Consider the following 24,201-nt stretch of genomic DNA (forward strand, 5'->3'; position numbering starts at 1 on the left):
CGAATATGCTACGCGTCCACTGTGCAACTCTGAACAAACACCAAACAACCCCCCACAGTGTGGGTGTGTGTGTTGTTTGATATGTTCATAGTGTTACGGCGGTCATGGCGGAGGGGAAACGCCTGGTCACATTCCGAACCCGGAAGCTAAGCCCTCCAGCGCCGATGGTACTGCACTCGGGAGGGTGTGGGAGAGTAGGACACCGCCGGACAACCTTTCAGTTGAGGCCAACCCCGAACAGGGGTTGGCCTCAACTGCATTCCACACCAACTCCCCCCAGAACTGCTCCCCGCCATCGGTGGGAGAACCCCCGCCACCTAAGGCGGGAACTCAAGCCGCCCCGGACGCGGAAAGGTCACGCCCCCGGAACCCCTCGCCTCCGGAACCCCTCGCCCCGGCCCAAGGACCCCAAGGCTGAGCGCTGGTGGGCTGAGCGCTGGTGGGCGGAAGAAGCGGCCATCCCGACACGGGATACCCCTACCTTCCCGACACGGGCGATTGGCAGTCCAGACACAAAGCGGCGCCCAGCCCCAGCCCAGCACGGAATACGCCCACATCCCCGATACCGGGCGGCACGCGCCCAGACACAGACCACACCCGCCCCCGGCCCGGTCCCGACCAGCACGGGATACCCCACATCCCCGACTTCGGAGTAATCAACAACCGCTGAAGCAACCGACCATGACACGCCACGACGGCACACCAAGCGCCAAGCCAAGCTGACCTACCGCCACCCATCAGCAGGCAGCCCCGCACGGCCACCGGCCGGCGACATCACGATCACCCTGACCGCCCCAGTACCGGCGCGGTCAGCTCGACCCCGTATACAGGGACCGCTTGGGTGGCGACGTTGCGGTAATGCTCGGCTGGAAAGGCGCAACGTCGCCGACATGGCACGGTCAGCGCAAGGGCTCCGAGGGAGACAGGGGCGGCGAGGGCAACCGGGGGTCGAGGAGGCGGAGGGCGTCCTGGTGGCGACCGGGGAGCTGGGCGAACGGCGAACTGGGCCAGCGGCGAACGGGGCCAGGGGCGAGCGGGGAGCTGGGCCAGGGGCGAGCGGCGAACTGGGCGAGCGGCGAGGGGCGAGCCGGCGGCGGTCAGTCCCGGGTCTGGATGCCTTCGCGGAGTTGGCGGAAGAGGCCGGCCGAGTCGTCGACGGAACGGTTGGCGAACATGCCCATCGCCACGCTGCCGTGGTCGGCCCAGCCGCAGATCGCGAAGTCGCCACCGTCACCGCTGGTCCGACCACACTTCATCACGCCGCCGTACTTCCCGGCGGGCACTGTACGGAGGTCGGTCACCTTGCCGGTCTCGTCGGCCATCAACCGGAACAGGCTGTCCAGGTCGCGTTCCGGCTGCCAGAGCAGCGTGGTGCCACCGAAGAACAGCACCGTCCGCTTCTCGTCGGCGGGGTCGCGGTAGACCGTACCGATGCTGCGGTCCAGGTCGATGTCGGCGGCGAATCCGGCGCGCAGGTAGTCGGCGGTGCTGCGGGCCCGGTCGGAGTCGTCGCGGGTGAGACCGGCGAGGTGGCCGGGCGGGTCCAGCCGGACGTCCTTCTGCTGGGCGATGCGCCAGCCCGCGGTGCCGAGCGCGGCGGCGCCGACGAGGCCGACCACGAGCGCGCCGGTGAGCGCGATCCGCCGGCGTCGGGACACCGGGCCCCGCCCCTGCGGGCTCTGCTCCGGGTCGTGGGTGCTCAACCGGATCGGCTCGTCGGTCAGCTCGACCGGTTCGGGACCCTCGATGAGCTGACGCTCGGTGAGATGTGCGTCGGACATGTTCGCCACCGTACGCGAATGACCGGTGGCGCACGTCGGGTCCGCCGAAGCGCTCCGTAGACTTTCCCAGGTGACCGAGAGACTGGATGCCCGACGCCCCGACGCCCCGACCCTTGCCGGCCAGTACCAGCCCGGCGAGGTAGAGCAGCGACGGTACGAGCAGTGGGTAGCCGCCGGCCACTTCCGGGCGTCGGCGCAGAGTGACAAGCCCCCGTTCACCATCGTGATCCCCCCACCGAACGTCACCGGTGTGCTGCACATGGGCCACGCCCTGGACCACACCGTGCAGGACTCGCTGGTGCGCCGTAAGCGGATGCAGGGGTACGAGGCGCTCTGGCTGCCCGGCACGGACCACGCCGGTATCGCCACCCAGAATGTGGTGGAGCGGCAGCTCGCGGGTGAGGGGCTGTCCCGGCACGACCTCGGTCGGGACAAGTTCGTCGAGCGGGTCTGGCAGTGGAAGGCCGAGTCCGGCGGGGCGATCCTCGGCCAGATGCGCCGGCTCGGCGACTCGGTCGACTGGGACCGGGAACGCTTCACCATGGACGAGGGCCTGTCCCGGGCCGTGCAGACCATGTTCAAGAAGCTCTACGACGAGGGTCTGATCTACCGGGCCAACCGGATCATCAACTGGTGCCCGCGCTGCCTGACCGCCCTGTCGGACATCGAGGTGGAGCACACCGACGACGAGGGTGAGCTGGTCTCGATCCGGTACAGCGACGACGTGGTGGTCGCCACCACCCGGGCCGAGACCATGCTCGGGGACACCGCCGTGGCCGTGCACCCCGACGACGAGCGGTACCGGCACCTGGTCGGCACCGAGGTCGAGGTGCCGTTGACCGGCCGGCGTATCCCGATCGTCGCCGACGAGCACGTCGATCCGGCGTTCGGCACCGGCATGGTCAAGGTGACCCCGGCGCACGACCCCAACGACTTCGAGATCGGCCAGCGGCACGACCTGCCCGCCCTGACGATCATGGACGAGCGGGGCGTCATCACCGCGCCCGGTCCGTTCCAGGGCCTGGACCGGTACGAGGCCCGCCCGGCGATCGTGGCGGCGCTGCGCGAGCAGGGCCGGGTCGTGGCCGAGAAGCGGCCGTACGTGCACGCGGTGGGGCACTGCTCGCGGTGTCGTACCACGGTCGAGCCGCGGCTGTCGTTGCAGTGGTTCGTCAACACCACCCCGCTGGCGAAGGCGGCCGGCGACGCGGTGCGCGACGGCCGGGTGAAGATCGAGCCGGCCGAGCTGGCCAAGCGCTACTTCGCCTGGGTCGACAATATGCACGACTGGTGCATCTCCCGGCAGCTGTGGTGGGGCCACCGCATCCCGGTCTGGTACGGCCCGACGGGCGAGATCGTCTGCGTCGGCCCGGACGAGACGCCCCCCACCGGCGAGGGCTGGGTCCAGGACGAGGACGTCCTGGACACCTGGTTCTCCAGCGGCCTGTGGCCGTTCTCCACCCTCGGCTGGCCGGAGCAGACCCCGGACCTGGCGAAGTTCTACCCGACCAGTGTGCTGGTCACCGGCTACGACATCCTCTTCTTCTGGGTCGCCCGGATGATGATGTTCGGCCTGTACGCGATGGACGGCCGGCAGCCGTTCGACACGGTCGCCCTGCACGGCATGGTCCGCGACCAGTACGGCAAGAAGATGTCGAAGTCGTTCGGCAACGTGGTCGACCCGTTGGACTGGGTCGACCGGTACGGGGCCGACGCGACCCGGTTCACCCTGGCCCGGGGCGCGAACCCGGGCGGGGACGTCCCGGTCAGCGAGGAGTGGTGCCAGGGCTCCCGCAACTTCTGCAACAAGCTGTGGAACGCCACCCGGTTCGCGCTGCTCAACGGCGCGCACACCACCGGCCCGCTGCCGGCCGCCGACGGGCTCTCCACCGTCGACCGGTGGATCCTGTCCCGGCTGGCGCACGTCACCGCCGAGGTGGACGAGCAGTTCGAGGCGTACGAGTTCGCGAAGGTGTGCGACCTGCTCTACCACTTCGCCTGGGACGACGTCTGCGACTGGTACGTGGAGCTGGCCAAGCCGGTGCTCGCCGAGGGCGGGCCGGCCGCCGACGCCACCCGCCGGGTGCTCGGGCACGTGCTGGACCAGTTGCTGCGGCTGCTGCACCCGGTGATCCCGTTCGTCACCGAGGAGCTGTGGACGGCACTGACCGGCGGCGAGACCGTCATGACGGCAGCCTGGCCGACCGCCGACCGTACTCTGGTGGACGACGCCGCGGAGCGCGAGGTCGGCACCGTCCAGCGGGTGGTTACCGAGATCCGGCGGTTCCGCTCCGACCAGGGGCTGCGGCCCACCCAGCGGGTGGCCGCCCGGCTGGACGGGCTGGCCGGGGTCCAGATCGCCGCGCACGAGCCGCTGATCCGTTCGCTGGCCCGGCTGGACGCCCCGGCCGACGACTTCCAGGCCAGCGCCACCCTCGCCATGCCCGGTGAGGTCAGCGTGGCGCTGGACACCCGGGGGTCGATCGACGTGGCCGCCGAGCGGGCCCGGCTCACGAAGGACCGGGCGGCGGCCGAGAAGGAGGTCGCGCAGGCCCGGGCGAAGCTCGACAACCCGGCGTTCGTCGGGAAGGCGCCCGAGCCGGTGGTCGCGAAGATCCGCGACCGGCTGGCGGTGGCCGAGGCCGACCTGGTCCGCATCGACGCCGCTCTGGAGGCGCTTCCCTCGTGACCGACCGCACCGATCAGACCAGCCGGCCCGGGGCCGGGCGCGGTGAGTTCGCCGCCGTCGACGCCGAGCTGGCCGCGCGCGGGTTCACCCGGATGCACTTCGAGCTGGACCGCATCGAGATGCTGCTCGACCTGCTGGGGAGCCCGCAGCGGGCGTACCCGTCGATCCACCTGACCGGGACGAACGGCAAGACGTCCACGGCCCGGATGATCGACTCGCTGCTGCGGGCCTTCGGCCTGCACACCGGCCGCTACACCAGCCCGCACCTGGAGACCGTCCGGGAACGGATCAGCCTGGACGGGGAGCCCGTCGACGAGGCCCGCTTCGTCGCCACGTACCGCGAGGTGAAGCCGCTGGCCGACCTGGTCGACCAGCGGTCGGCCGAGCCGCTCACCTACTTCGACCTGACCACCGCGTTGGCGTTCGCCACGTTCGCCGACGCGCCTGTCGACGTGGCGGTGGTGGAGGTGGGGCTGGGCGGTGCCGAGGACGCCACCAACGTGCTCCAGGCCGGGGTGGCGGTGCTCACCCCGATCGGGTTGGACCACACCGAGTGGCTCGGTGACACCCTGGAGGACATCGCCCTGCACAAGGCCGGCATCATCCACTCCGGGGCGACGGTCATCGCCGCCGCGCAGGAGGAGGAGGCGGCCCGGCCGATCCTGGAACGGTGCGCCGAGGTCGGTGCCACGGTCGCCCGGGAGGGCGCGGAGTTCGGGGTGCTGCGCCGGGCGGTGGCCGTCGGCGGCCAGGTGCTGACCCTCCAGGGCCTCGGCGGGGTGTACGACGAGGTGTTCCTCCCGCTGCACGGGGCGCACCAGGCGCAGAACGCGGCGGTGGCGCTGGCCGCCGTCGAGGCGTTCCTCGGGGCCGGGGCGAAGCGGCAGCTCGACGTCGAGGCCGTCCGGGAGGGTTTCGCCGCGACCAGTTCCCCGGGCCGGCTGGAGAAGGTGCGCAACGCCCCGACGGTGCTCCTCGACGGGGCGCACAATCCGCACGGGATGGCCGCCACGGTCACCGCGCTGCAGGAGGAGTTCGCGTTCAGCAAGCTGGTCGGGGTGCTCGCCGTGCTCGGCGACAAGGACGCCGCCGGCCTGCTGGAGCTGCTGGAACCGGTGCTCGACTCGCTCGTCGTCACCCGCAACTCCTCACCCCGGGCGATGCCGGCCGAGGAGCTGGCCGAGCTGGCCCGGGAGGTCTTCGGGCCGGACCGGGTCCAGGTGGCCGACTCGATGCCGGATGCCATCGAGGCGGCCGTCGCCGAGGCCGAGTACGACGTGCCCGGCGAGTTGGCCGGGGTGGGGGTGCTGGTCACCGGTTCGGTGGTGACGGTGGCCGACGCCCGACGGCTGCTGAAGCGATGACCGGCCCGACCCCGGGCCGCCCGCACCCGGACCGCCGCCCTGCCGACCCCCCGGAGCCGGCCGGAAGCGCCGGCCCGGCCGGAAGTGCCGGAACACCCGACCGCACCGCCCCGACCGCAGGCACCGGCCCGGCGCAGGACACGGACCCGGCCGTAGGCAGCGGAACGTCCGACCGTACCGGCCCGGCCGGGCGGCGTTCGGGGCTGCGTAACCCCGAGGCGGCCGTCCGGGGTCTCGGGGCCGGGACGCTCGGCCTGGAAGCGCTGGTGCTGCTGCTGGCCATCCAGCCGATCCGGCTGGTCGGCGGGCACTTCGGCGGGGCGGCGATCGCGGCCACCGTGGCGCTGGCCGTGGCGGCGGTGCTGCTGGCCGGCCTGATGCGACGCCCGTGGGCCTGGTCGGCGGGCACCGTGTTGCAGGGGCTGCTGCTGCTCGCCGGCCTGCTGCACTGGTCGCTGTTCGGGCTCGGGGTCATCTTCGCCCTGGTCTGGGCGTACGCGTTGCACGTGCGGCGGGTCATCCTCGGCTGAGCCGGGTCACGCCTCGGCGCGTTCCCGCCACTGGGTCAGTGCGATGCCGTGCCCGTCCGGGTCCCGGAAGGCGGCGGCCCACACCTCCAGTTTGGTGCCCCGGTTGACCACCCGGGGCGCGTAGGTGAACCGGACGCCGGTGTCCTTGAGCCGCCGGTACGCCGCCTCGATGTCGTCCACCTCCAGGTTGACGTGGACCAGCCGGCGGCTGATCGGGGCGGCCCCGGTCACCTCGCGCAGCACCAGCCGGGTCTGCCCGGAGGCGAGCACCGCGTTGCCGGTGCCCCGGTCGAACTCCTCGAAGCCGAGGTCCCGGTAGAAGTCCAGCGAACGGGACAGGTCGGTGACCAGCAGGGTCAGCCCGACGCCGCTGATCGGGCCGGCCGCGTCGTCGCCCCCGGCGGTCGCGGCAGCCGGGTCGTACCCGAAGATCGCCTCGTCCAGGTCGGGGTCGAGCCGGCCGTCACCGGTGGTGGGCCCGTCCAGCGGTACGTCGACCGGGTCGAGGATCGGCGCGTCGAACCGTTCCTCGGCGGGCGGCCGGGGGGCGGGCGCAGCGGTGGCCGGGCCGGCGGCGGCACCGGTGGGGGTGGTGGTGCCGGCAGGGCCGGTGGCGGCAGTGGACGCGGCGGCGGTCGAAGCGGCGGCGGTGGGGGCGGTGGCGCGGCGGGGGAGTTGGCCGGTCGCCGGCTGCTCGACCAGGGTGCCCTCCAGCACCACCGGGCCGCCCGGCCGCTGGTGCACCACCACCCGCTCCCGCTCGTCGGTCAGTACCTCCACGTCGTCGCGCAGCGGCTCGGCTCGGACCGGGTCCGGGTGCGGCGGCTCCGGACGCAGCGGATCGGCCCGGACCGGGTCGGCGGGCGGCGGGTCGCGCAGGTCGTCCCGGAACTCGTCGTGGAAGTCGTCGTCGGCCGTGCGGCCCGCCCACGGCGGGGCCTCCTGCTGGATCAGCAGGTCGTCGAGCGGCTCGGCGTCGGCGTACTCCGGGGGCAGGTCGGTCACGCCCGCGGCGGCCTCGGTGTGGGTCGGCACCTCGTCCCACAGGACGCGGACGTGCCGCTGGTCGTCCAGGGCCACCCGGATCGGCAGGGTCTGCCCCAGCGACGGCCACTTCGCCACCGGCACCCGGGGCTCGATGATCTTCTTGGACCGGGGCGGCAGGCCCGGCGCGTCGATCACCAACTGGAGCTCGCACCGGCCGAAGGAGTACTGGGTGGGGGGTTCGGAAGCGCTGTGCACGTGCCCGACGCCGACCACCCAGGTGCGTCCGCCGCCGCGTACGGTGCCCAGGGCGACGGCGAGCACGACCAGGGCCACGCCGAGCGCGACGATGGCCCAGCTGGTCATGCCCAGCCCGAACAGGACGACGAAGACCGCCACGGTGCCGAGCACCGCGGCGATCAGCTTGCGTACCGGCGCGATGGTGCGGTTCCCGCCATTCGCCACAGTGGACCTCCCAGGGGTCAGAGCCAGGCTAGGCCGCGCGGCGACCGAGGGAAAGAGCAGCCGCCGCGCCGGTGCCGGTACCGGGTCGCTAGGCTGACCGTACCCAGCCGAACCGCCTTGTGCGCACAGGAGGAACCCAGCGTGTCCAGCAGCAGCCCGGATGAGCGCACCCTCGTACTGATCAAGCCCGACGCCGTGCGTCGTGGCCTGGTCGGCGAGATCATCTCCCGTTTCGAGCGCAAGGGCCTGCGGATCGACGCGCTGGAGATCCGGACGCTCGACGGCGGGTTCGCCGACCAGCACTACGCCGAGCACGTGGACAAGCCGTTCTACCCGCCGCTGAAGACGTTCATGACCAGCGGGCCGCTGGTGTCGCTGGTGCTCTCCGGCGACCAGGTGATCGAGGTGGTCCGGGCGATGATCGGCAGCACCGACGGGCGTAAGGCCGCCGCCGGCACGATCCGGGGTGACCTGTCGCTGTCCAACCGGGAGAACCTGGTGCACGCCTCGGACTCCACCGACAGCGCCAAGCGCGAGATCGCGCTCTGGTTCCCCGCCCTGGGCTGACCCCGGGACACCCGGCCGGCGGCCCAGGGGCGCGGAGCCGCGTCAGGTGGCCGGGCGGTCGCGGAACGGGCGACCCCGGCCGAGCGCGTCGGCGTACCCCCAGCGGCCCCTGATGTCGAGCAGCTCGATCTGGCCCAGTTCCTCGGGGACCGCGGCGTCGACGGCGAGATGGTCCTCGTACGGTTCCAGCCCGAGCAGCGCGCGCAGCAGCATCAGGGGCGCTCCGGCCGACGGCGCGTACGGGCTGTCGGTGAAGCCGTGCGGGACGGGGACGTGGGTGGTGGCCCGGTCGTAGCCGGTGAGGTACGCCGGCAGCCGGCCCTGGAAGTGCCGGGCGGCGTCGAGCAGCCCGGTGGCGACCCGGGCGGCCTGCGCCCGGAACCCGGCCCGGCGCAGCCCCCAGGCGATCAGCGAGTTCTCCCAGGGCCAGACCGCGCCGGTGTGGTGGCCCAGCGGGTTGTAGTCGGCTGCCGTGCTGGCCAGGGTGCGGATGCCCCAGCCGGAGTACAGCGCCGGGGACATCAGGTGCGCCACCAACTGCTCGGCGCGGTGCGGGGCGACGATGCCGGTGCACAGCAGCTGTCCCATGTTGGACGTGAGGGAGTCCAGCGGGACGCCGTCGAGCTGCACCGCCACCGCGTAGTGGCCCTGGTCGGGCAGCCAGAAGTCCCGGTCGAACCGGTCCCGCAGCCGGGCGGCGTCGCGTTCGAGCCGGTCGGCCCAGGCGGGATCGTCCCAGAACCGGCGGGCCATCCGGGCGGCCCGGCGGCGGGCCTCGAAGGCGTACCCCTGGATCTCGCAGATCGCCAGGGGGTAGGTGGCCGGTCGGCCGTCGGCGAAGCAGATCGCGTCGGCGGAGTTGCGCCAGCTCTCGTTCTGCGGTCCGGTGCGGGTCGGGCGTCGGGTGGACCAGACGTAGCCGCTGTCGGCCCGGTCCGCGTCGTGGTCGAGCCAGCCGATGGCGGCCCGGATCTCGAACTCGAACCGGCGTACCAGTTCCGCGTCGCCGGTCCAGCGTTCGTACTCGTCGAGCAGGATGACGAAGGCGGCGGTGGTGTCGGCGGCGCTGAAGCTGGCCGACTCCGGGGTGTCGTTGAACGCGCCGGAGTCGCCGTACCGGCTCTCCTGGACGATCTTGCCGGGTTGTTCGCCGCGGAACGGGTCGTGCCGGACGCCCTGGCTCAGCGCCAGGATGCGCAGCGTGTTGACCGCCCGTTCGGGCATGAAGGGCAGGGCCTGGAAGCTGCTGACCAGGCTCTCCCGGCCGAGCAGCGCCATCGACCAGGGCAGCCCGGTGGCGGGTAGCGCGGTCTGGAAGTTCAGCCCGGGGTAGTGCAGCGCGGCCAGGTCCCGCACGCCGTACTCGTACGCCTGCTGCAGGGGTTTGTGGTCGGCGCGCAGCCGGGGTACCCCGGCGGTGCGGGCGCTGATGTCCCGGCCCCGCTGATGCTGGCTGCGCCCCACCGAACTGGTCAGCCGTTCCCGCAGGTCACGGCGGTGCAGGTCGCGCAGGAGGGCGAGCACCCGCAGCCGGGTGGACCAGGTGCCGTGGGGGTCGACGGTGAACGTCCAGGTCAGGCCGTGCTCGTCGAGCGCGGCCGGCGTGCTGGAAGTGATCACGGTTTCCCGGTGCAGGCCGGCCCGCTTGTAGTGCAGCCGTAGCGCGTCGTCGGCGATGGCGGCGGTCACCGGCCGGGCCCGGCGGAAGCCGTCGCGGACCTCCAGTACCTCGGCGAAGTCCGCACCCGCGTCGAGCCGGACGACGTAGCGCACCGGTTCCGGCGCGTAGTTGAACAGGGTGATCTCCTCCTCGTACTCCGGACCGACCCAGCGGTGCCGCAGCACGGAGGTGGTGGCGTTGACGTAGTGGGTGGGTTCGCCGGGGACCAGTCCGAACTTCGCCTCGTAGGTGGCGACGTCGTCGACGGAGAGCACCGAGAGGGACTCGGTGTTGATGGTCAGCGCCCAGGTGGACAGGAACCGGGTGTCGAAGGAGAAGAGCCCGAGCGGGGAGGTCGGGGTGGCCCGCACGTCTCCGTTCTTCTCGCTGATCATGAACATGTTCCCGGCGAAGACGCTGGTGACCTCGTGCAGCCCGATGACACCGGAGGCGGTGTGGGGGACCAGTTCGGCGGCGGGTTCGGTGCCGACGCTGTCGGCGGCGACCGGGAGCAGCCGCCGGAAGGTGAACAGCAGCGCCAGGTCGCCGGCGACCGAGGCGTCGCCGCGCAGCAGCATCGACACCATGTTGTCCCGGCCGGCCAGCAGCCGGACGAACGCCTCGGGTCGGACCTCGACCGTGCAGTCGGGGTGTTCGCCGGTGCGTGCGACCTGGATCTGTGCGCCGTCGAGCCGGACGAACCAGGTGGCGGTCTCGCCGCCCTCGGCGACGACGTCGAACCGGAGCAGTCCGCTGGGGGCGACGGGCAACCGGCCCCGGCCGTCGGCGACCAGGGCGGCGAAGAACTCGTCGATCCGCCCGTCCACGGCCCGCTCCCGTCCCACCACTGCGCCACCCGAAAAAGGTCCAGGTGTGCCAAAAGGAACAATACGCCGTGCCCGAACCGACCGGGCGCGCTTAAGTGGAAGAACGCCACTACCTGCGAAAACGCCGGGGAGGGTTCGACGATGGACGGGCAGACTGCCGCCGGGATGCGGTACTGGACGTACGGGCACGGCAGGCGCGGCACCTTCCTGCTGGTGCACGGCTGGTGCTGCGACCACGACTTCATGATGCCCCTGGCCCGGCACCTGGCCACCCGCCAGGACCGGGTGATCGCCGTCGACATGCCGGGCCACGGGGCCAGCCCACCCCCGGCCGACGGCTACGCGGTCACCGCGATGGCCGGTCACCTGCGGGCCTTCGCCGCCGCGCTCGACCTGCGCCGGGTCTTCGTGATCGGGCACAGCCTGGGCGGGGTCTGGTCACTGCAGGCCGCCGCCGGGGACCGGGACCGGTTCGCCGGGCTGGGGCTGCTCGACTCCGCGGTGGCCGGGGCACCCGGTTCCGCCGCCGCGATCGCCCAGGTGGCGGCGTCGCTGCGGGAGGACACCTCGGGCGCGGTCCGGGAGTCGATCGTCAGGTCGTACTTCCCGCCGTACTCCGACCCGCGCCTGGTGGAGCGGGTGGTGGCGGCCACCGCCCGCCCGTCGACCGAGGTGGCGTACGCGCCGATCGCCGGGCTGGCCGACTGGATCGCCGCCGAGCAGGACGTGGCCGCCCTGCGCCGCTGGGACCGCCCGCTGCTCTTCGTGGGCAGCAACGCCCCGTTCGCCGACTACGCCCGGCTGGCCGAACTCGCCCCGCAGGCGTTCATCGGGCAGGCCGTGGGTTCCGGGCACTTCGTGCAGCTCCAGGTGCCGGCGCAGGTCGACGCGATGGTCGACCGCTACCTGGAGGTCACCGACTAGCGTCGCCCGCACCGCCTCAGAGGGTGTCCAGCGAGGCGCGGCGACGGGACTCCGCCTCGAAGACCGTCAACAGACCGGCGGCCAGCACGGCGTAGCCGACCCCGACGGCCAGCTCCGCTCCGATCGCCGGCAGGACGTCGCCCAGCGGGGCACCGCCGGCCAGCCGCCGGGCCGCGTCGGCGGCATGGGTGATCGGCAGCACCGCGCCCACCGCACGGATGCCCGCCGGCAGGCTGTCGGCCGGCACGTTCACCCCGGTGAACAGCAGCAGCAGCGCCACCGCCACGTTCGAGATCAGGAAGACGTCCCGGAAGCGCAACCCCAGCGCCCCCAGGGTCAGCCCGAAGAAACCGCAGGCCAGCGCGGCGGTGGCCAGCGCCAGCAGCAGGCCGGGCAGGGCGGTGGCCGGGACCCGCAGGCCGAGCAGGAGCGCGGCCACGGTGAGCGTGCTCGCCGCGATCAGCAGGCCGTTGCCGGCGTACGGCAGCACCCGGCCGAGGAAGATGGCGGTGCGGCTGCGCGGGGAGAGCAGCACGTGCCCCAGGGTGCCGAAACGCCGCTCGTTGGCCACCGCCATGGTGCCGCCGTAGACGCAGGCCAGCGCGGCGGTGAGCACCGCGTTGCCGACGATGTAGAACCGGTCGTCGGCGACCCCGAACTCCCGCCCCAGGTAGGCGAAGAAGAAGAGTTGGAACAGCGGGCCCACCAGCAGGGTGCCCACGAAGATCGACGGGGTGGTCCAGTTGAACAGGGCCCGGTAGGCGATGACCCCGCCCACCCCGACCAGCCGCAGCAGCGCGCCCACCGGTGCCTCCTCAGGCCAGGGCCAGGGTCGCGGTGACCCGGGCCCGGCGCTCGACGTACGTCATCAGGGCCCAGCCGGCGGCCAGGCAGGTCAGGCTGATCGCCAGGCAGACGGCCAGCGCCGGCCAGACCGGCCCGCCGGACGCGGCCTCGTGCACCGCGCGGGCACCCCAGGTGGTCGGCAGCACCGCGGCGACCGGCCCGGTCCAGCCGGGCAGCGCGGTGACCGGCACGAGCATCCCGGAGACCAACCAGATCGGGTACTCCAGCATGTTCGCCAGCGCGTTGGCGTGCCGCAGCAGCACGAAGCCGGACGCCAGCAGCAGCCCGAACATGCCCAGCCCGGCGATGCAGCCGGCGACGGCCACCGGGAAGGCCACCGGGTGGGCGAAGTCGAGCGGGATGCCGTACAGCAGCCGGCCCCAGGCCAGCGTGGCGAGCATCGCGTACGTGCCGGTGATGCCGGTGGCCAGGGTGACCGGCAGCAGCACCAACGCCGGCGACCGGGGCGCCAACATGATCATTTCCAGGGTGCCCTGCCAGCGCTGGTTCTGGATCGCCCCGCCGGAGCCGAACAGCACCGTCGACCAGACCCCCATCAGGCCCGCACCGACCGCCGCCTCCAGTAGCCGGTCCGGCTCACCGCCGGCCCGGAACAGGTAGACCGCCAGGGTCGCCTGCACCACCGGGACGATCAACGCGATGGCGATCTCGAACGGGGAACGGCTGAGCTGCTTGACGTGCAGCAGCGCACCGACCGCGATCATCCGCACGGTGTTCACGCCGGCACCGGCCCGGCCACCGGCGTCGGAACCGCCGCCCGGTTGACGATCGCCACGTACGCGTCCTCCAGGGTGGGCTGTCGGGCGGTCACCCGGCCCAGCCGTACCCCGTCCAGCTCCCGCAGCACGTCGGCCTGCACGTCCACCCCCGCGTCGGACTGCACCCCGAGGACCTGCGCCGCCCCGTGCACCGCCAGGCTCACCTCGCGTACGCCCGGCCGGGCCCGGATCGCGGCCAGCTGCCCGTCGGTCACCCCGTACGCCTCCACCTCCAGCACCCGCCGGCCGTCGGCGTGGTGGCGCAGCTCGGCGGGAGTGCCCAGGGCCTGGATCCGGCCGCCCGCGATCACCGCCATCCGGCCGCACAACTCGTCGGCCTCGGCCATGTAGTGCGTGGTCAGCAGCACGGTGGTGCCGGTGGCGGCCAGGTCGGCGACGGTCTGTCGCAGCTCCCGGGCGGCCACCGGGTCGACCCCGATCGACGGCTCGTCGAGGAACAGCACCCGGGGCCGGTGCAGCAGCCCCCGGGCGATGTGCAGCCGCTGGCGCATCCCCCGGGAGTAGCCCTCGACCCGGTCGTCCTCCCGGCCGGTCAACCGGACCAGCTCGAACAGTTCGGCGATCCGGCGCTTCTGCTCCCGGCCCGGCACGCCGTACAGCTCGGCGAAGTAGCGCAGGTTGTCCCGGGCGGAGAGCCGGTCGTAGAGCCCCCGGTCGCCGCCGAAGACGTACCCGATGCGACGGCGCACCTCGCGGGTGTGCCGGACCACGTCGAAGCCGCAGATCCTCGCCGTGCCCGCCGTCGGGACGAGCAGGGTGTTGAGCAGCTTGATGGTGGTGGTCTTGCCGGCGCCGTTCGGGCCGAGCAGGCCGAACAGCTCACCGTGGCCGACCGCGAGGTCCACCCCGGCGACGGCGTGCACCTCCCGGCGCTGTGGTCGTAACCATCCGGTCCGGCTGCGGTAGCTGCGGTGCAGCCCGACCGCCTCGATCGCGTGCTCACCCATGGCCGCGAATCTATGGGCCGGCCCGGCCGCCCGCACCCCCGTTACTCGGCGGCGGCGACCCGGACAGGTCGAGTATCCTTGCCGGTACAGGCGACGACCCGGCCATCACCGGTGAGCCTCCGGAAGAAAGGGCCCGCAGGGCCCGACTAGAACCGGACGGGGCGGCCCGTCACAGCCGGCCAACGAGCGGGCGGTCGATCCTGACCGTCAAGCGGGGTGGTACCGCGGGCCCGGCCCGGGGCGTCGACCACGACGTACCGGCGCGGGCTCGTCCTCGCAGACCACGAGACCAGTGAGCTGCCAGAGGAGACCGACCCCCGATGGGCTATCCGCTGCACGACCCGACCGCCGCCGGCGTCCCGGCGAGCCCGGACCTGCCCGACGTCGAGCGCCGCGTCCTGGAGCACTGGCGCACCGACCAGACCTTCGAGGCGTCGGTGACGGCCCGGCCGGCCGGCGACGACGGCAAGAACGAGTACGTCTTCTACGACGGCCCGCCGTTCGCCAACGGCCTGCCGCACTACGGACACCTGTTCACCGGGTACGTCAAGGACGTGGTGCCGCGCTACCAGACCATGCGCGGCCGGCACGTCGAGCGGCGCTTCGGCTGGGACTGCCACGGCCTGCCCGCCGAGGTGGTGGCCGAGAAGCAGCTCGGCATCACCAGCAAGGCGGAGATCCTCGACCTCGGGGTGGCCCGGTTCAACGAGGCGTGCCGCTCCTCGGTGCTGGAGTTCACCCAGGACTGGGAGCGGTACGTCACCCGGCAGGCCCGCTGGGTCGACTTCACCAACGACTACAAGACCCTCGACCTGGACTACATGGAAAGCGTCATGTGGGCCTTCAAGACCCTGCACGACAAGGGCCTGGTCTACGAGGGCTTCCGGGTACTGGCGTACTGCTGGCGGTGCGAGACGCCGCTGTCGAACACCGAGACCCGGATGGACGACGTCTACCGCGACCGGCACGACCCGACGCTTACCGTGTGGTTCGGGCTGACCGCCGACGAATCCGCCCCGGAGCTGCTGCGTGGGCCGGTCAGGCTGGGCGTCTGGACCACCACGCCGTGGACCCTGCCGTCCAACCTCGCGCTCGCCGTCGGCCCCGACATCGAGTACGCGGTGCTCGACCGCGACGGGGAACGGTTCGTCGTCGGCGCGGCCCGGCTCGGCGCGTACGCCAAGGAGCTGGAGGGCTACCAGCAGGTCGGCACCGTGTACGGCCGGGACCTGGTCGGACGGCGGTACACCCCGCTCTACGACTTCCTCGTCGAGCAGGCCGGCGAGAACGCCTACCGGGTGCTCGGCGCGGACTTCGTCACCACCGAGGACGGCACCGGGATCGTGCACCTCGCCCCGGCCTTCGGTGAGGACGACCAGAACGTCTGCAACGCCGCCGGCATCCCCACGATCGTCACCGTGGACGACCACACCCGGTTCACCGCGCTGGTCCCGCCGTACTCCGGTGAGCAGGTCTTCGACGTCAACAAGCCGGTTATCCGGGAGCTGAAGGAGCGGGGGGTGGTGCTGCGGCAGGACACCTACACCCACTCGTACCCGCACTGCTGGCGCTGCGACACCCCGCTGGTCTACAAGGCGGTGTCGTCGTGGTTCGTCGCGGTGACCCGGTTCCGGGACCGGATGGTCGAGCTGAACCAGCAGATCAACTGGACGCCCGGCCACATCAAGGACGGCTCGTTCGGCAAGTGGCTGGCCAACGCCCGGGACTGGTCGATCAGCCGCAACCGGTTCTGGGGCTCGCCGATCCCGGCCTGGAAGTCCGACGACCCCACCTATCCCCGGGTGGACGTCTACGGTTCGCTGGCCGAGATCGAACGGGACTTCGGCGTACGCCTGACCGACCTGCACCGGCCGGCCGTCGACGACCTGGTCCGCCCCAACCCGGACGACCCGACCGGTCGGTCGATGATGCGCCGGGTGCCGGAGGTGCTGGACTGCTGGTTCGAGTCCGGGTCGATGCCGTTCGCCCAGGTGCACTACCCGTTCGAGAACGCGGACTGGTTCGAGCACCACTACCCGGGCGACTTCATCGTCGAGTACATCGGGCAGACCCGGGGCTGGTTCTACACCATGCACGTGCTGGCCACCGCGCTGTTCGACCGGCCGGCGTTCCGCAACTGCCTCAGCCACGGCATCCTGCTCGGCTCCGACGGGCGCAAGATGTCCAAGAGCCTGCGCAACTACCCGGACGTCTACCACGTCTTCGACGCGTACGGCTCGGACGCGATGCGCTGGATGCTGATGTCCTCGCCGGTGCTGCGCGGCGGCGACATGCCGGTCACCGAGCCGGCGATCCGCGACGCCGTCCGGCAGGTGCTGCTGCCGCTGTGGAACGTCTGGTACTTCTTCTCGCTCTACGCCAACGCCGACGGGCACACCGCCCGGCGGCGGGTGGACAGCACGCACCTGCTCGACCGGTACGTGCTGGCCAAGACCCGGGAACTGGTGGAGACCGTCGGCGCGCAGATGGACGCGTACGACATCTCCGGGGCGTGCGGCACCGTCCGGTCCTACCTGGACGCGCTGACCAACTGGTACGTGCGTCGCTCCCGGGACCGGTTCTGGTCGGGCGACGCCGACGCGTTCGACACGCTGTGGACCGTGCTGGAGACGCTCTGCCGGGTGGTGGCGCCGCTGGCCCCGCTGACCGCCGAGGAGATCTGGCGTGGGCTGACCGGCGAGCGGTCGGTGCACCTGACCGACTGGCCGTCGGCGCAGGACCTGCCCGCCGACCACGACCTGGTCGCGGCGATGGACGCCACCCGGGACGTCTGCTCGGCGGCGCTGTCGCTGCGCAAGGCCAAGGGGCTGCGGGTCCGGCTGCCGCTGCCGAAGCTGACCGTGGCCTCCCCGGTCGCCGACCAGCTCCGGCCGTTCGCCGACCTGGTCGCCGACGAGGTCAACGTCAAGGAGGTGGCGTTCTCGGCGGAGGTCGCCAGCTACTGCCAGCAGGTGCTGACGGTGGTGCCCCGGGCGCTCGGCCCCCGCGTCGGCAAGCAGGTGCAGCAGGTGATCAGGGCGGTCAAGGCGGGGGAGTGGGAGCTGCGCGACGGCGCTCCGGTCGCCGCCGGGGTCACCCTCGCCGAGGGCGAGTACGAGCTGCGCCTGGTCGCCGCCGACGCCGAGCACTCCGCGCCGCTGCCCGGTGGTGAGGGCGTGGTGGTGCTCGACACCGAGGTCACCCCGGAACTGGCCGCCGAAGGGCTGGCCCGGGACGTGGTCCGGGTCGTGCAGCAGGCCCGCCGGGACGCCGACCTGGACATCTCCGACCGGATCGTGGTGTCGGTGTCGGCCTCCGAGCAGGTCCGGGCGGCGGTGTCGGCGTACACCGGGTTCGTGGCCCGGGAGGTGCTCGCCGACACGGTGGACTTCGCCGACGGCGTCGACGGCTTCGCCGGTGAGGTCGGCGACGGCGAGCGGGTGACGGTGACCGTCCGCCCGGTGTGAGGACGTCGGTGGGTCCCGGCCCGACGGGCCGGGACCCACCGACCACCCGCGCCATCCAGCAGGCGGACGCGCGTGCACCCGTTGGGTCCTACGGGCGTCCGTCCGCTACCGTGACACCGCCTGTTTCACCGTACGACCGCCGGAGGACCCGTGCCGCTGCTCTACACCATCGGCAAGCTCACCGTGGGACCCGCGATGCGGCTCGCGTTCCGCCCGGTCGTGGAGGGGCTGGAGCACATTCCGGCGAGCGGCGGCGCGATCTTCGCGGGCAACCACCTCTCCGTCGCCGACGAGCTGCTGCTCGGCACCGTCGTTCCCCGGCACCTCGCCTTCTGGGCCAAGTCGGAGTACTTCACCGGCACCGGCCCGAAGGGCGCGCTGTCCAAGTTCGTGCTCACCGGCCTGGGGGCCATCCCGGTCGAGCGGGCCGGTGGCCGGGCCGCGCTGTCCGCGTTCGACGCGGCCATCCCCGCGCTGCGCGGCGGTGACCTGGTCGCCGTCTATCCCGAGGGGACCCGGTCGCCCGACGGCCGGCTCTACCGGGGACGGACCGGCACCGCCCGGCTGGCGGTGGCGGCCGGGGTGCCGGTGATCCCGGTCGGGGTGACCGGCACCGACAAGGTCCAGCCGATCGGCACCCGCATTCCCCGCCCCGGCAAGGCGAAGATCGTCATCCGGTTCGGCAAGCCGCTGGACTTCACCGGCCGCTCCGACGACCGCACCTCGCTGCGGGAGATGACCGACGAGCTGATGGCCGAGATCCAGAAGCTCACCGGCCAGGAGTACGTCCCCCGGTACGCCCCCCGCCGCGCCGAGCCCACCTCGGGCGGTACGCCCACCGCCGGCAGCGCCCCGGCCTGACCGCCGCGCCCGCACCCGACCGGCGCGGGCCGGTGTGACCGGCACCGCCGCCTGACCTACCTGCGGGGCTGACCGCAGGACCAGCCCGGCCTCCGTACGGTGGCCGGGCTCAGCCCTGCTTCGGGATGACGATCTGGGCGCGCATGGTGGCGAGCAGTCGGGCGCTGTCGTCCACCGAGAGCCGGGTGAACACACCCGTGGCGCTGCTGCCGTGGTCCACCGAGGTGCAGACCACCACGTCGGTGCCGTCGGACGAGCCGGTGGCGCAGCGTTCGTACCGGCCCCGCACGCCGCTGTCGACAGGTTGGGGGGTATCCAGCTTGAAGGTGTCGGTCAGCCGCACCATCGCGTCGTCCGCGTCGGACTCCGGCCGGAGCCGGAAGCCGGTGTCACCGAAGACGATCACCCGTTTGCCGTCGGAGGTGCTGTAGACCCCGGCGTAGACGTCCTCGGCGAGCAGGTTCGCCTTGCGCACCTCGGTCTTGAGCTTGTCGACCTCGCTGCCGGAGTCCGACCGCAGGGTCAGGTCGGCCACCTGAGCGGGCAGGGCGGCGTCGGCCGGGTACTGCTGCCAGGCCGGCTTGCCGAACCAGGCGGGGCAGCCGCAGCAGCAGACCAGGCTGAGCAGCAGCACCCAGGGCCAGCGTCGCCGCTTGCGGCGGACGTACCCCTTGGGTGGCCGGTTGGGCGGTGGCTGCGGCGGCGGGGCGGGCGGCTGCGGGCGGACCCGCCGCTGCTTCGGCGGGCGGGGCGGCCTGGGCGGTGGCTGCGGTGGCGGTGACGCCGGGCGGGCCGGGGCTGGCGACACCGGGCGCGCCGGCGGCAGGGGCGCCGGCCGCGCGGCGGGCACCGGCGTGACCGGGTACGGCCGGGTCGGCGAGGGCGTGACCGGTCCGGCCGGTGCCGCCGACTGGTACGGCGCCGCCGGGCTGTGCTGGTGGGGCGGGGTGGGGGTGTGCTGGTGGGGCGGGACCGCCGCGGCGGCGGGCGGCGGCTGGTCGACGGCCGCCGGGTAGGGGTGGGTCGGCGGTGGCGCGTACGGCAGCGGCACCGGCTCCGGATGGTGTACGTCCCAGCCACCGGTGTCGACACCCGCCCACGGGTCGACCGGGGTGCGGTGTTCGGGCAGCTCCGGCGGGGGCGGTGGAGGTGGCGGAAGCGGCACGAACTGGACCGACTCACCCCACGCGGGGCGACGCGGCGGCGGTGGGGGCACGGCGGCGGAACCGCTCCACCGGGGTACCGCGGGCTCCTCCAGCGTCTGGTCGGGACGCTGCCCGCCCGGGTGCTCGACCCGGGTGGCGTCCGGCCGCTGCTCCACGCGGGTGGCGTCGGGACGCTGCGCCACCGGCGTGTCGTCGGGATGCCGCTCGATCCGCGTGGGGTCGGGACGCTGCTCCGGCCACCCGGCGTCGGGCTGCTCCACCCGGGTGGCGTCGGGCCGGTGCGGTGCGCCGGGCGGAGTGATCCGGCCCGGAACGGCGGCCGACCCCCGGGCCGGGGTGACCGGGCCGGGTGCGACCCCCCGCGCCAGCCTCGCCGACTCCACCGGATCGGCGGACGCGACCGGGCTGACCTGACCTGCTGGGCTGGTCGGCTCCGCCGGGCTGGTCGGCTCCGGCGGGTCGGATTGAGCGGCAGGGCCGGTAGGTGCCGGCGGGCCGCCCTGCGTCGCCGTGTCGCCCTGCGCGGTCGGGTCGTCCTCCGTGACCGGGTCGCCCTTTGCGGTGGGGTCGTCCTGCGGAACCGTGTCATTCTGCGCGGTCGGGTCGTCCTCCGTGACCGGGTCGCCCTTTGCGGTGGGGTCGTCCTGCGGAACCGTGTCATTCTGCGCGGTCGGGTCGTCCTCCGTGACCGGGTCGTGCTGGTCGGCCGGGGCGTCCTGCGCGGTCGGGTCGGCGGGCCGCGGTGAGGTGTCGGGGGGCGGCGGTGGTTCCGACTCCGTGTCGGGCCCGGGGGAGTTGCCGGCGGGCGGCGACAGGGCGGGCCCCGGTGCGGTGGGGACGGCGACCGGTTCTGCGGGGGCGGTGGCGTCACCGGCCGGACCGGCGGAGTCGGCCGGCGGAACCGGAGCGGGTGCGGCGGCCGGCGTCGCCGGGTCGGTGGGGTCGCTGGGCGGCGGTACGGGGAGGTCGGCCGGACCGGTGGCGACCACCGGATCCTGCTGCCGACCCGGGACGGGGTCGTCCCCGTCGGCCGGCCGGTCTGCTCCCGGCTGCGGCTCCGGCATCGCGGCAATCTCCTCTCGCACCGGTTGCGAGGTTAGTACCGGGCCGCCACCTCGACCAATCGGCCGCCCTCGGCCCCCGCCGACCGGGAAGCCTCGCACAGCCGGCCCGGGGCCCGCCGGTGCGGTCCCCGTCGGTCGGCCGACCGGTGACGGTGGGACGGCTGACGGGAGCGGGCAGGTCGGCGGTGCGACGAGCCGTCCGCCGGTGGACGCGTACCCTTGGGCTCCATGAGTGCTCCGTCCACGACCCCGCGCCCCGCCGCGGCCCCGACCGACGACGCGGCGGTCACGTCGCCGCACCACGACGCCACGTTGTCGGTGTGGCCCCGGCTGGAGGCGCTGCTGCCCCAGGTGACCAAGCCCATCCAGTACGTCGGTGGCGAGCTGGGCGCGGTGGTCAAGGACTGGGACGCCGCGACCGTACGGTGGGCGCTGATGTACCCCGACGCGTACGAGGTGGGGCTGCCCAACCAGGGCGTGCAGATCCTCTACGAGGTGCTCAACGAGCTGCCCGACGTGCTGGCCGAGCGGACGTACGCGGTCTGGCCGGACCTGGAACGGCTGATGCGCGAGCACGACGTGCCGCAGTTCACCGTCGACGCGCACCGCTCGGTGCGCCGGTTCGACGTGTTCGGGGTCTCGTTCTCCACCGAGCTGGGCTACACCAACCTGCTCACCGCGATCGACCTGGCCGGCATTCCGATGCTGGCGGCCGACCGCACCGACGCCGACCCGGTGATCGTGGCCGGCGGGCACGCCGCGTTCAACCCGGAGCCGATCGCCGACTTCATCGACGCCGCCGTGCTCGGCGACGGCGAGGAGGCGGTCCTGGAGATCACCACGATCGTCCGGGAGTGGAAGGCGGAGGGCTCCCCGGGCGGCCGGGACGAGCTGCTGCTGCGGCTGGCCCGCACCGAGAGCGTCTACGTGCCGCGCTTCTACGACGTGGACTACCTGCCCGACGGCCGGATCCAGCGGGTGGTGCCGAACCGCCCGGACGTGCCGTTCCGGGTGCACAAGCGCACGACGATGGACCTGGACGCCTGGCCGTACCCGAAGAAGCCGCTGGTGCCGCTGGCCGAGACGGTGCACGAGCGGTACGCGGTGGAGATCTTCCGGGGCTGCACCCGGGGCTGCCGGTTCTGCCAGGCCGGCATGATCACCCGTCCGGTGCGGGAGCGGTCGATCACCACCGTGGGGCAGATGGTGCAGCAGGGGCTGGAGTTCTCCGGCTTCCACGAGGTGGGGCTGCTGTCGCTGTCGTCGGCCGACCACTCCGAGATCGGCGACATGTGTTCCGGCCTGGCCGAGCAGTACGCCGGCACCAACGTGTCGCTGTCGCTGCCGTCGACCCGGGTGGACGCGTTCAACATCGACCTGGCGCAGGAGTTGTCCCGCAACGGCCGGCGTACCGGGCTGACCTTCGCCCCGGAGGGCGGGTCGGAGCGGATCCGCAAGGTCATCAACAAGATGGTGTCGAAGGACGACCTGATCCGTACGGTGGTCACCGCGTACACCAACGGCTGGCGGCAGGTGAAGCTGTACTTCATGTGCGGCCTGCCCACCGAGACCGACGCCGACGTCCTGGAGATCGCCGACATGGCGCACGAGGTGATCCGGGCCGGGCGGGCGGCCACCGGCTCCAAGGACATCCGCTGCACCGTCTCGATCGGCGGGTTCGTGCCCAAGCCGCACACCCCGTTCCAGTGGGCGTCGATGGAGCGGCCCGAGGTCATCGACGGTCGGCTCAAGCTGCTCAAGCAGGCCATCAACGCGGACCGCTCGCTCGGCCGGGCCATCGGTTTCCGCTACCACGACGGCGAGCCGTCGCTGATCGAGGGCCTGCTCAGCCGGGGTGACCGCCGGGTCGGCGCGGTGATCCACGAGGTGTGGCGCAACGGTGGCCGGTTCGACGGCTGGAGCGAGCACTTCTCGTACCAGCGCTGGGTGGACGCCGCCGCGGCGGTGCTGCCGGGCTTCGGTGTCGACCTGGACTGGTACACCACCCGCGAGCGCGACGAACTGGAGGTGCTCCCCTGGGACCACCTCGACTCGGGCCTGGACAAGGACTGGCTCTGGCAGGACTGGCAGGATTCGCTGGGCGAGTACGAGCAGGACGACTGCCGGTGGACCCCGTGCTTCGACTGCGGCGTCTGCCCGTCGATGGACACCGAGATCCAGATCGGGCCCACCGGCCGCAAGCTCCTACCGCTCACCCCGGTGACCGCGTTGAAGGTGCCCACCGGCGCCCAGCAGTGACAGGCGACGGGACGGGTCGGCGCGCCACGGCGGGCCGCCCGTCCCGTTGCGGCGGGTGTGCGGCTATCGTCACCGGCAGCCCGCGCCACGGCGGCCGGTGACCAGACCGAGGAGTACGACGATCAGCAGGAAACCACAGCCGGAGGGCGGGCAGGCGCCTGTCGTCCAGCGTGTCCGCATCCGGTACGCCAAGCGCGGGCCGTTGCGGTTCACCTCCCACCGGGACTTCGCCCGCGCCTTCGAGCGCGCCCTGCGCCGGGCCGCCGTGCCGGTGGCCTTCTCCCAGGGCTTCACCCCGCACCCGAAGATCTCCTACGCCAGCGCCGCCCCCACCGGCGTGGCCAGCGAGGCGGAGTACCTGGAGGTCGGCCTCCAGGCGGCGGTGGACCCGGAGCAGCTACGGGTGGCCCTCGACGCGGCGCTCTCGCCCGGCCTCGACGTGCTGGACGTGGTGGTCGCGACCGGGGGCAGCCTGGCGGAGCGGATCGAGGCGTCGTACTGGCGCATCGAGCTGCCCGGGGTCGAGCAGGCGGTGGCGCAACGGGCGGTCGCCGCCTTCGTGGCCGCCGAGGAGGTGCAGGTCGAGCGGATGACCAAGCAGGGCCGGCGGACGTTCGACGCGCGGAACGCGGTGACCCGCATCGATGTGTTGCCCCCGGTGCAGACGCCTTCCGGGGCAGCGGAGCCGTCATGTGCGATACTCGAACTGGTCGTACGGCAGGTCACCCCGTCCGTACGACCCGATGACGTCCTTTCCGGCCTCCGCGTGGTGGCCGCCCTGGAGCCGCCGGTCTCCCCGAGGGTGATCCGGCTGGCGCAGGGCGTGTTGACCGCGCAGGGCGCGATCGTGGATCCGTTGGACGCGGATCGCGGCGGGGCAGCCATCGGAGAACGCTGACCGTCGGTCGGCGTTCTGGCAGGCAGACTTCGGCGGTCGCGCACGTCGCGCGCTCGGCGGAAACACTTTTGCGGCGATCCTGCGTGGCAGCGCTCACCCGCG

At 72.9% G+C, this 24,201-nt stretch carries 16 protein-coding genes and 1 rRNA gene; 10 read left to right on the forward strand and 7 right to left on the reverse strand.

Features of this window, described 5'->3' with window-relative positions; genetic code table 11:
* Positions 1-94: 94 nt before the first annotated feature.
* A 5S ribosomal RNA gene (gene rrf, locus JQX11_RS18680) occupies positions 95-211 on the forward strand.
* A gap of 886 nt (positions 212-1,097) precedes the next feature.
* Here rrf and JQX11_RS18685 read toward each other — a convergent pair.
* A complete protein-coding gene (locus JQX11_RS18685; RefSeq protein WP_204926257.1) occupies positions 1,098-1,781 on the reverse strand; it encodes a hypothetical protein in 684 nt (227 codons plus the stop codon).
* Positions 1,782-1,851: 70 nt separating this feature from the next.
* On the opposite strand from JQX11_RS18685, the gene JQX11_RS18690 reads away from it, so the two are divergent.
* From JQX11_RS18690 to JQX11_RS32600, 3 genes are all read left to right on the forward strand, one after another.
* Positions 1,852-4,470 (forward strand): valine--tRNA ligase, encoded by a 2,619-nt coding sequence (locus JQX11_RS18690; protein ID WP_204926258.1) that lies wholly within the window; start codon positions 1,852-1,854, stop codon positions 4,468-4,470.
* Positions 4,471-4,562: 92 nt separating this feature from the next.
* Positions 4,563-5,834: a bifunctional folylpolyglutamate synthase/dihydrofolate synthase gene (locus tag JQX11_RS18695; protein ID WP_232378176.1), complete on the forward strand. Its 1,272-nt coding sequence runs from the start codon at positions 4,563-4,565 to the stop codon at positions 5,832-5,834.
* Positions 5,831-6,364, forward strand: coding sequence for a DUF4233 domain-containing protein (locus JQX11_RS32600; protein ID WP_232378161.1), 534 nt, complete (start codon positions 5,831-5,833; stop codon positions 6,362-6,364). Before JQX11_RS18695 ends, JQX11_RS32600 begins: the two co-directional genes overlap by 4 nt.
* A gap of 6 nt (positions 6,365-6,370) precedes the next feature.
* Here JQX11_RS32600 and JQX11_RS18705 read toward each other — a convergent pair whose 3' ends face one another.
* A complete protein-coding gene (locus tag JQX11_RS18705) occupies positions 6,371-7,813 on the reverse strand; it encodes a VOC family protein (RefSeq protein ID WP_204926260.1) in 1,443 nt (480 codons plus the stop codon).
* Between the two features lie 141 nt (positions 7,814-7,954).
* Here JQX11_RS18705 and ndk point away from each other — a divergent pair, with 141 nt between their 5' ends.
* Entirely contained in the window at positions 7,955-8,380 is a 426-nt protein-coding gene (gene ndk, locus JQX11_RS18710) for a nucleoside-diphosphate kinase (RefSeq protein WP_204926261.1), read from the forward strand.
* A 42-nt stretch (positions 8,381-8,422) separates the two neighbouring features.
* On the opposite strand, the gene JQX11_RS18715 is transcribed toward ndk, so the two are convergent.
* The gene (locus tag JQX11_RS18715; RefSeq protein WP_204926262.1) at positions 8,423-10,867 is read right to left on the reverse strand and encodes a glycogen debranching N-terminal domain-containing protein; all 2,445 of its coding nucleotides are present in this window, start codon (positions 10,865-10,867) and stop codon (positions 8,423-8,425) included.
* A 141-nt stretch (positions 10,868-11,008) separates the two neighbouring features.
* Between JQX11_RS18715 and JQX11_RS18720 the strand changes: the two genes are divergently transcribed.
* Positions 11,009-11,791 carry an alpha/beta fold hydrolase gene (locus JQX11_RS18720; protein WP_204926263.1) on the forward strand — a complete coding sequence of 261 codons (783 nt, stop codon included), beginning with the start codon at positions 11,009-11,011 and terminating at the stop codon, positions 11,789-11,791.
* 16 nt (positions 11,792-11,807) lie between these two features.
* Here the strand turns inward: JQX11_RS18720 and JQX11_RS18725 are convergent, their stop codons facing one another.
* Genes JQX11_RS18725 through JQX11_RS18735 form a run of 3 tightly spaced genes read right to left on the reverse strand, consistent with a single transcriptional unit; the run spans position 11,808 to position 14,384 of the window.
* Positions 11,808-12,596: an ABC transporter permease gene (locus tag JQX11_RS18725; protein WP_307826245.1), complete on the reverse strand. Its 789-nt coding sequence runs from the start codon at positions 12,594-12,596 to the stop codon at positions 11,808-11,810.
* A 10-nt stretch (positions 12,597-12,606) separates the two neighbouring features.
* The gene (locus tag JQX11_RS18730) at positions 12,607-13,377 is read right to left on the reverse strand and encodes an ABC transporter permease (protein ID WP_307826246.1); all 771 of its coding nucleotides are present in this window, start codon (positions 13,375-13,377) and stop codon (positions 12,607-12,609) included.
* Complete coding sequence (locus JQX11_RS18735; protein WP_204926264.1) at positions 13,374-14,384, reverse strand: ABC transporter ATP-binding protein; 1,011 nt, start codon at positions 14,382-14,384, stop codon at positions 13,374-13,376. Before JQX11_RS18735 ends, JQX11_RS18730 begins: the two co-directional genes overlap by 4 nt.
* Before the next feature lie 320 nt (positions 14,385-14,704).
* Here JQX11_RS18735 and ileS point away from each other — a divergent pair, with 320 nt between their 5' ends.
* Positions 14,705-17,851, forward strand: coding sequence for an isoleucine--tRNA ligase (gene ileS / locus JQX11_RS18740; RefSeq protein WP_204926265.1), 3,147 nt, complete (start codon positions 14,705-14,707; stop codon positions 17,849-17,851).
* Between the two features lie 150 nt (positions 17,852-18,001).
* Positions 18,002-18,712, forward strand: coding sequence for a lysophospholipid acyltransferase family protein (locus JQX11_RS18745; RefSeq protein WP_204926266.1), 711 nt, complete (start codon positions 18,002-18,004; stop codon positions 18,710-18,712).
* A gap of 109 nt (positions 18,713-18,821) precedes the next feature.
* Here JQX11_RS18745 and JQX11_RS32605 read toward each other — a convergent pair whose 3' ends face one another.
* On the reverse strand, positions 18,822-20,963 hold the full coding sequence (locus JQX11_RS32605; protein ID WP_232378250.1) for a hypothetical protein: 2,142 nt from the start codon (positions 20,961-20,963) through the stop codon (positions 18,822-18,824).
* Positions 20,964-21,170: 207 nt separating this feature from the next.
* On the opposite strand from JQX11_RS32605, the gene JQX11_RS18755 reads away from it, so the two are divergent.
* Both JQX11_RS18755 and JQX11_RS18760 read left to right on the forward strand, forming a co-directional pair.
* Positions 21,171-23,201 carry a TIGR03960 family B12-binding radical SAM protein gene (locus JQX11_RS18755; RefSeq protein WP_204926267.1) on the forward strand — a complete coding sequence of 677 codons (2,031 nt, stop codon included), beginning with the start codon at positions 21,171-21,173 and terminating at the stop codon, positions 23,199-23,201.
* A gap of 178 nt (positions 23,202-23,379) precedes the next feature.
* Positions 23,380-24,099 (forward strand): TIGR03936 family radical SAM-associated protein, encoded by a 720-nt coding sequence (locus JQX11_RS18760; RefSeq protein ID WP_204926471.1) that lies wholly within the window; start codon positions 23,380-23,382, stop codon positions 24,097-24,099.
* Positions 24,100-24,201: the final 102 nt, after the last annotated feature.

The organism is Micromonospora humida (assembly GCF_016901255.1).
In the GTDB taxonomy this organism is placed as follows: domain Bacteria; phylum Actinomycetota; class Actinomycetes; order Mycobacteriales; family Micromonosporaceae; genus Micromonospora; species Micromonospora wenchangensis.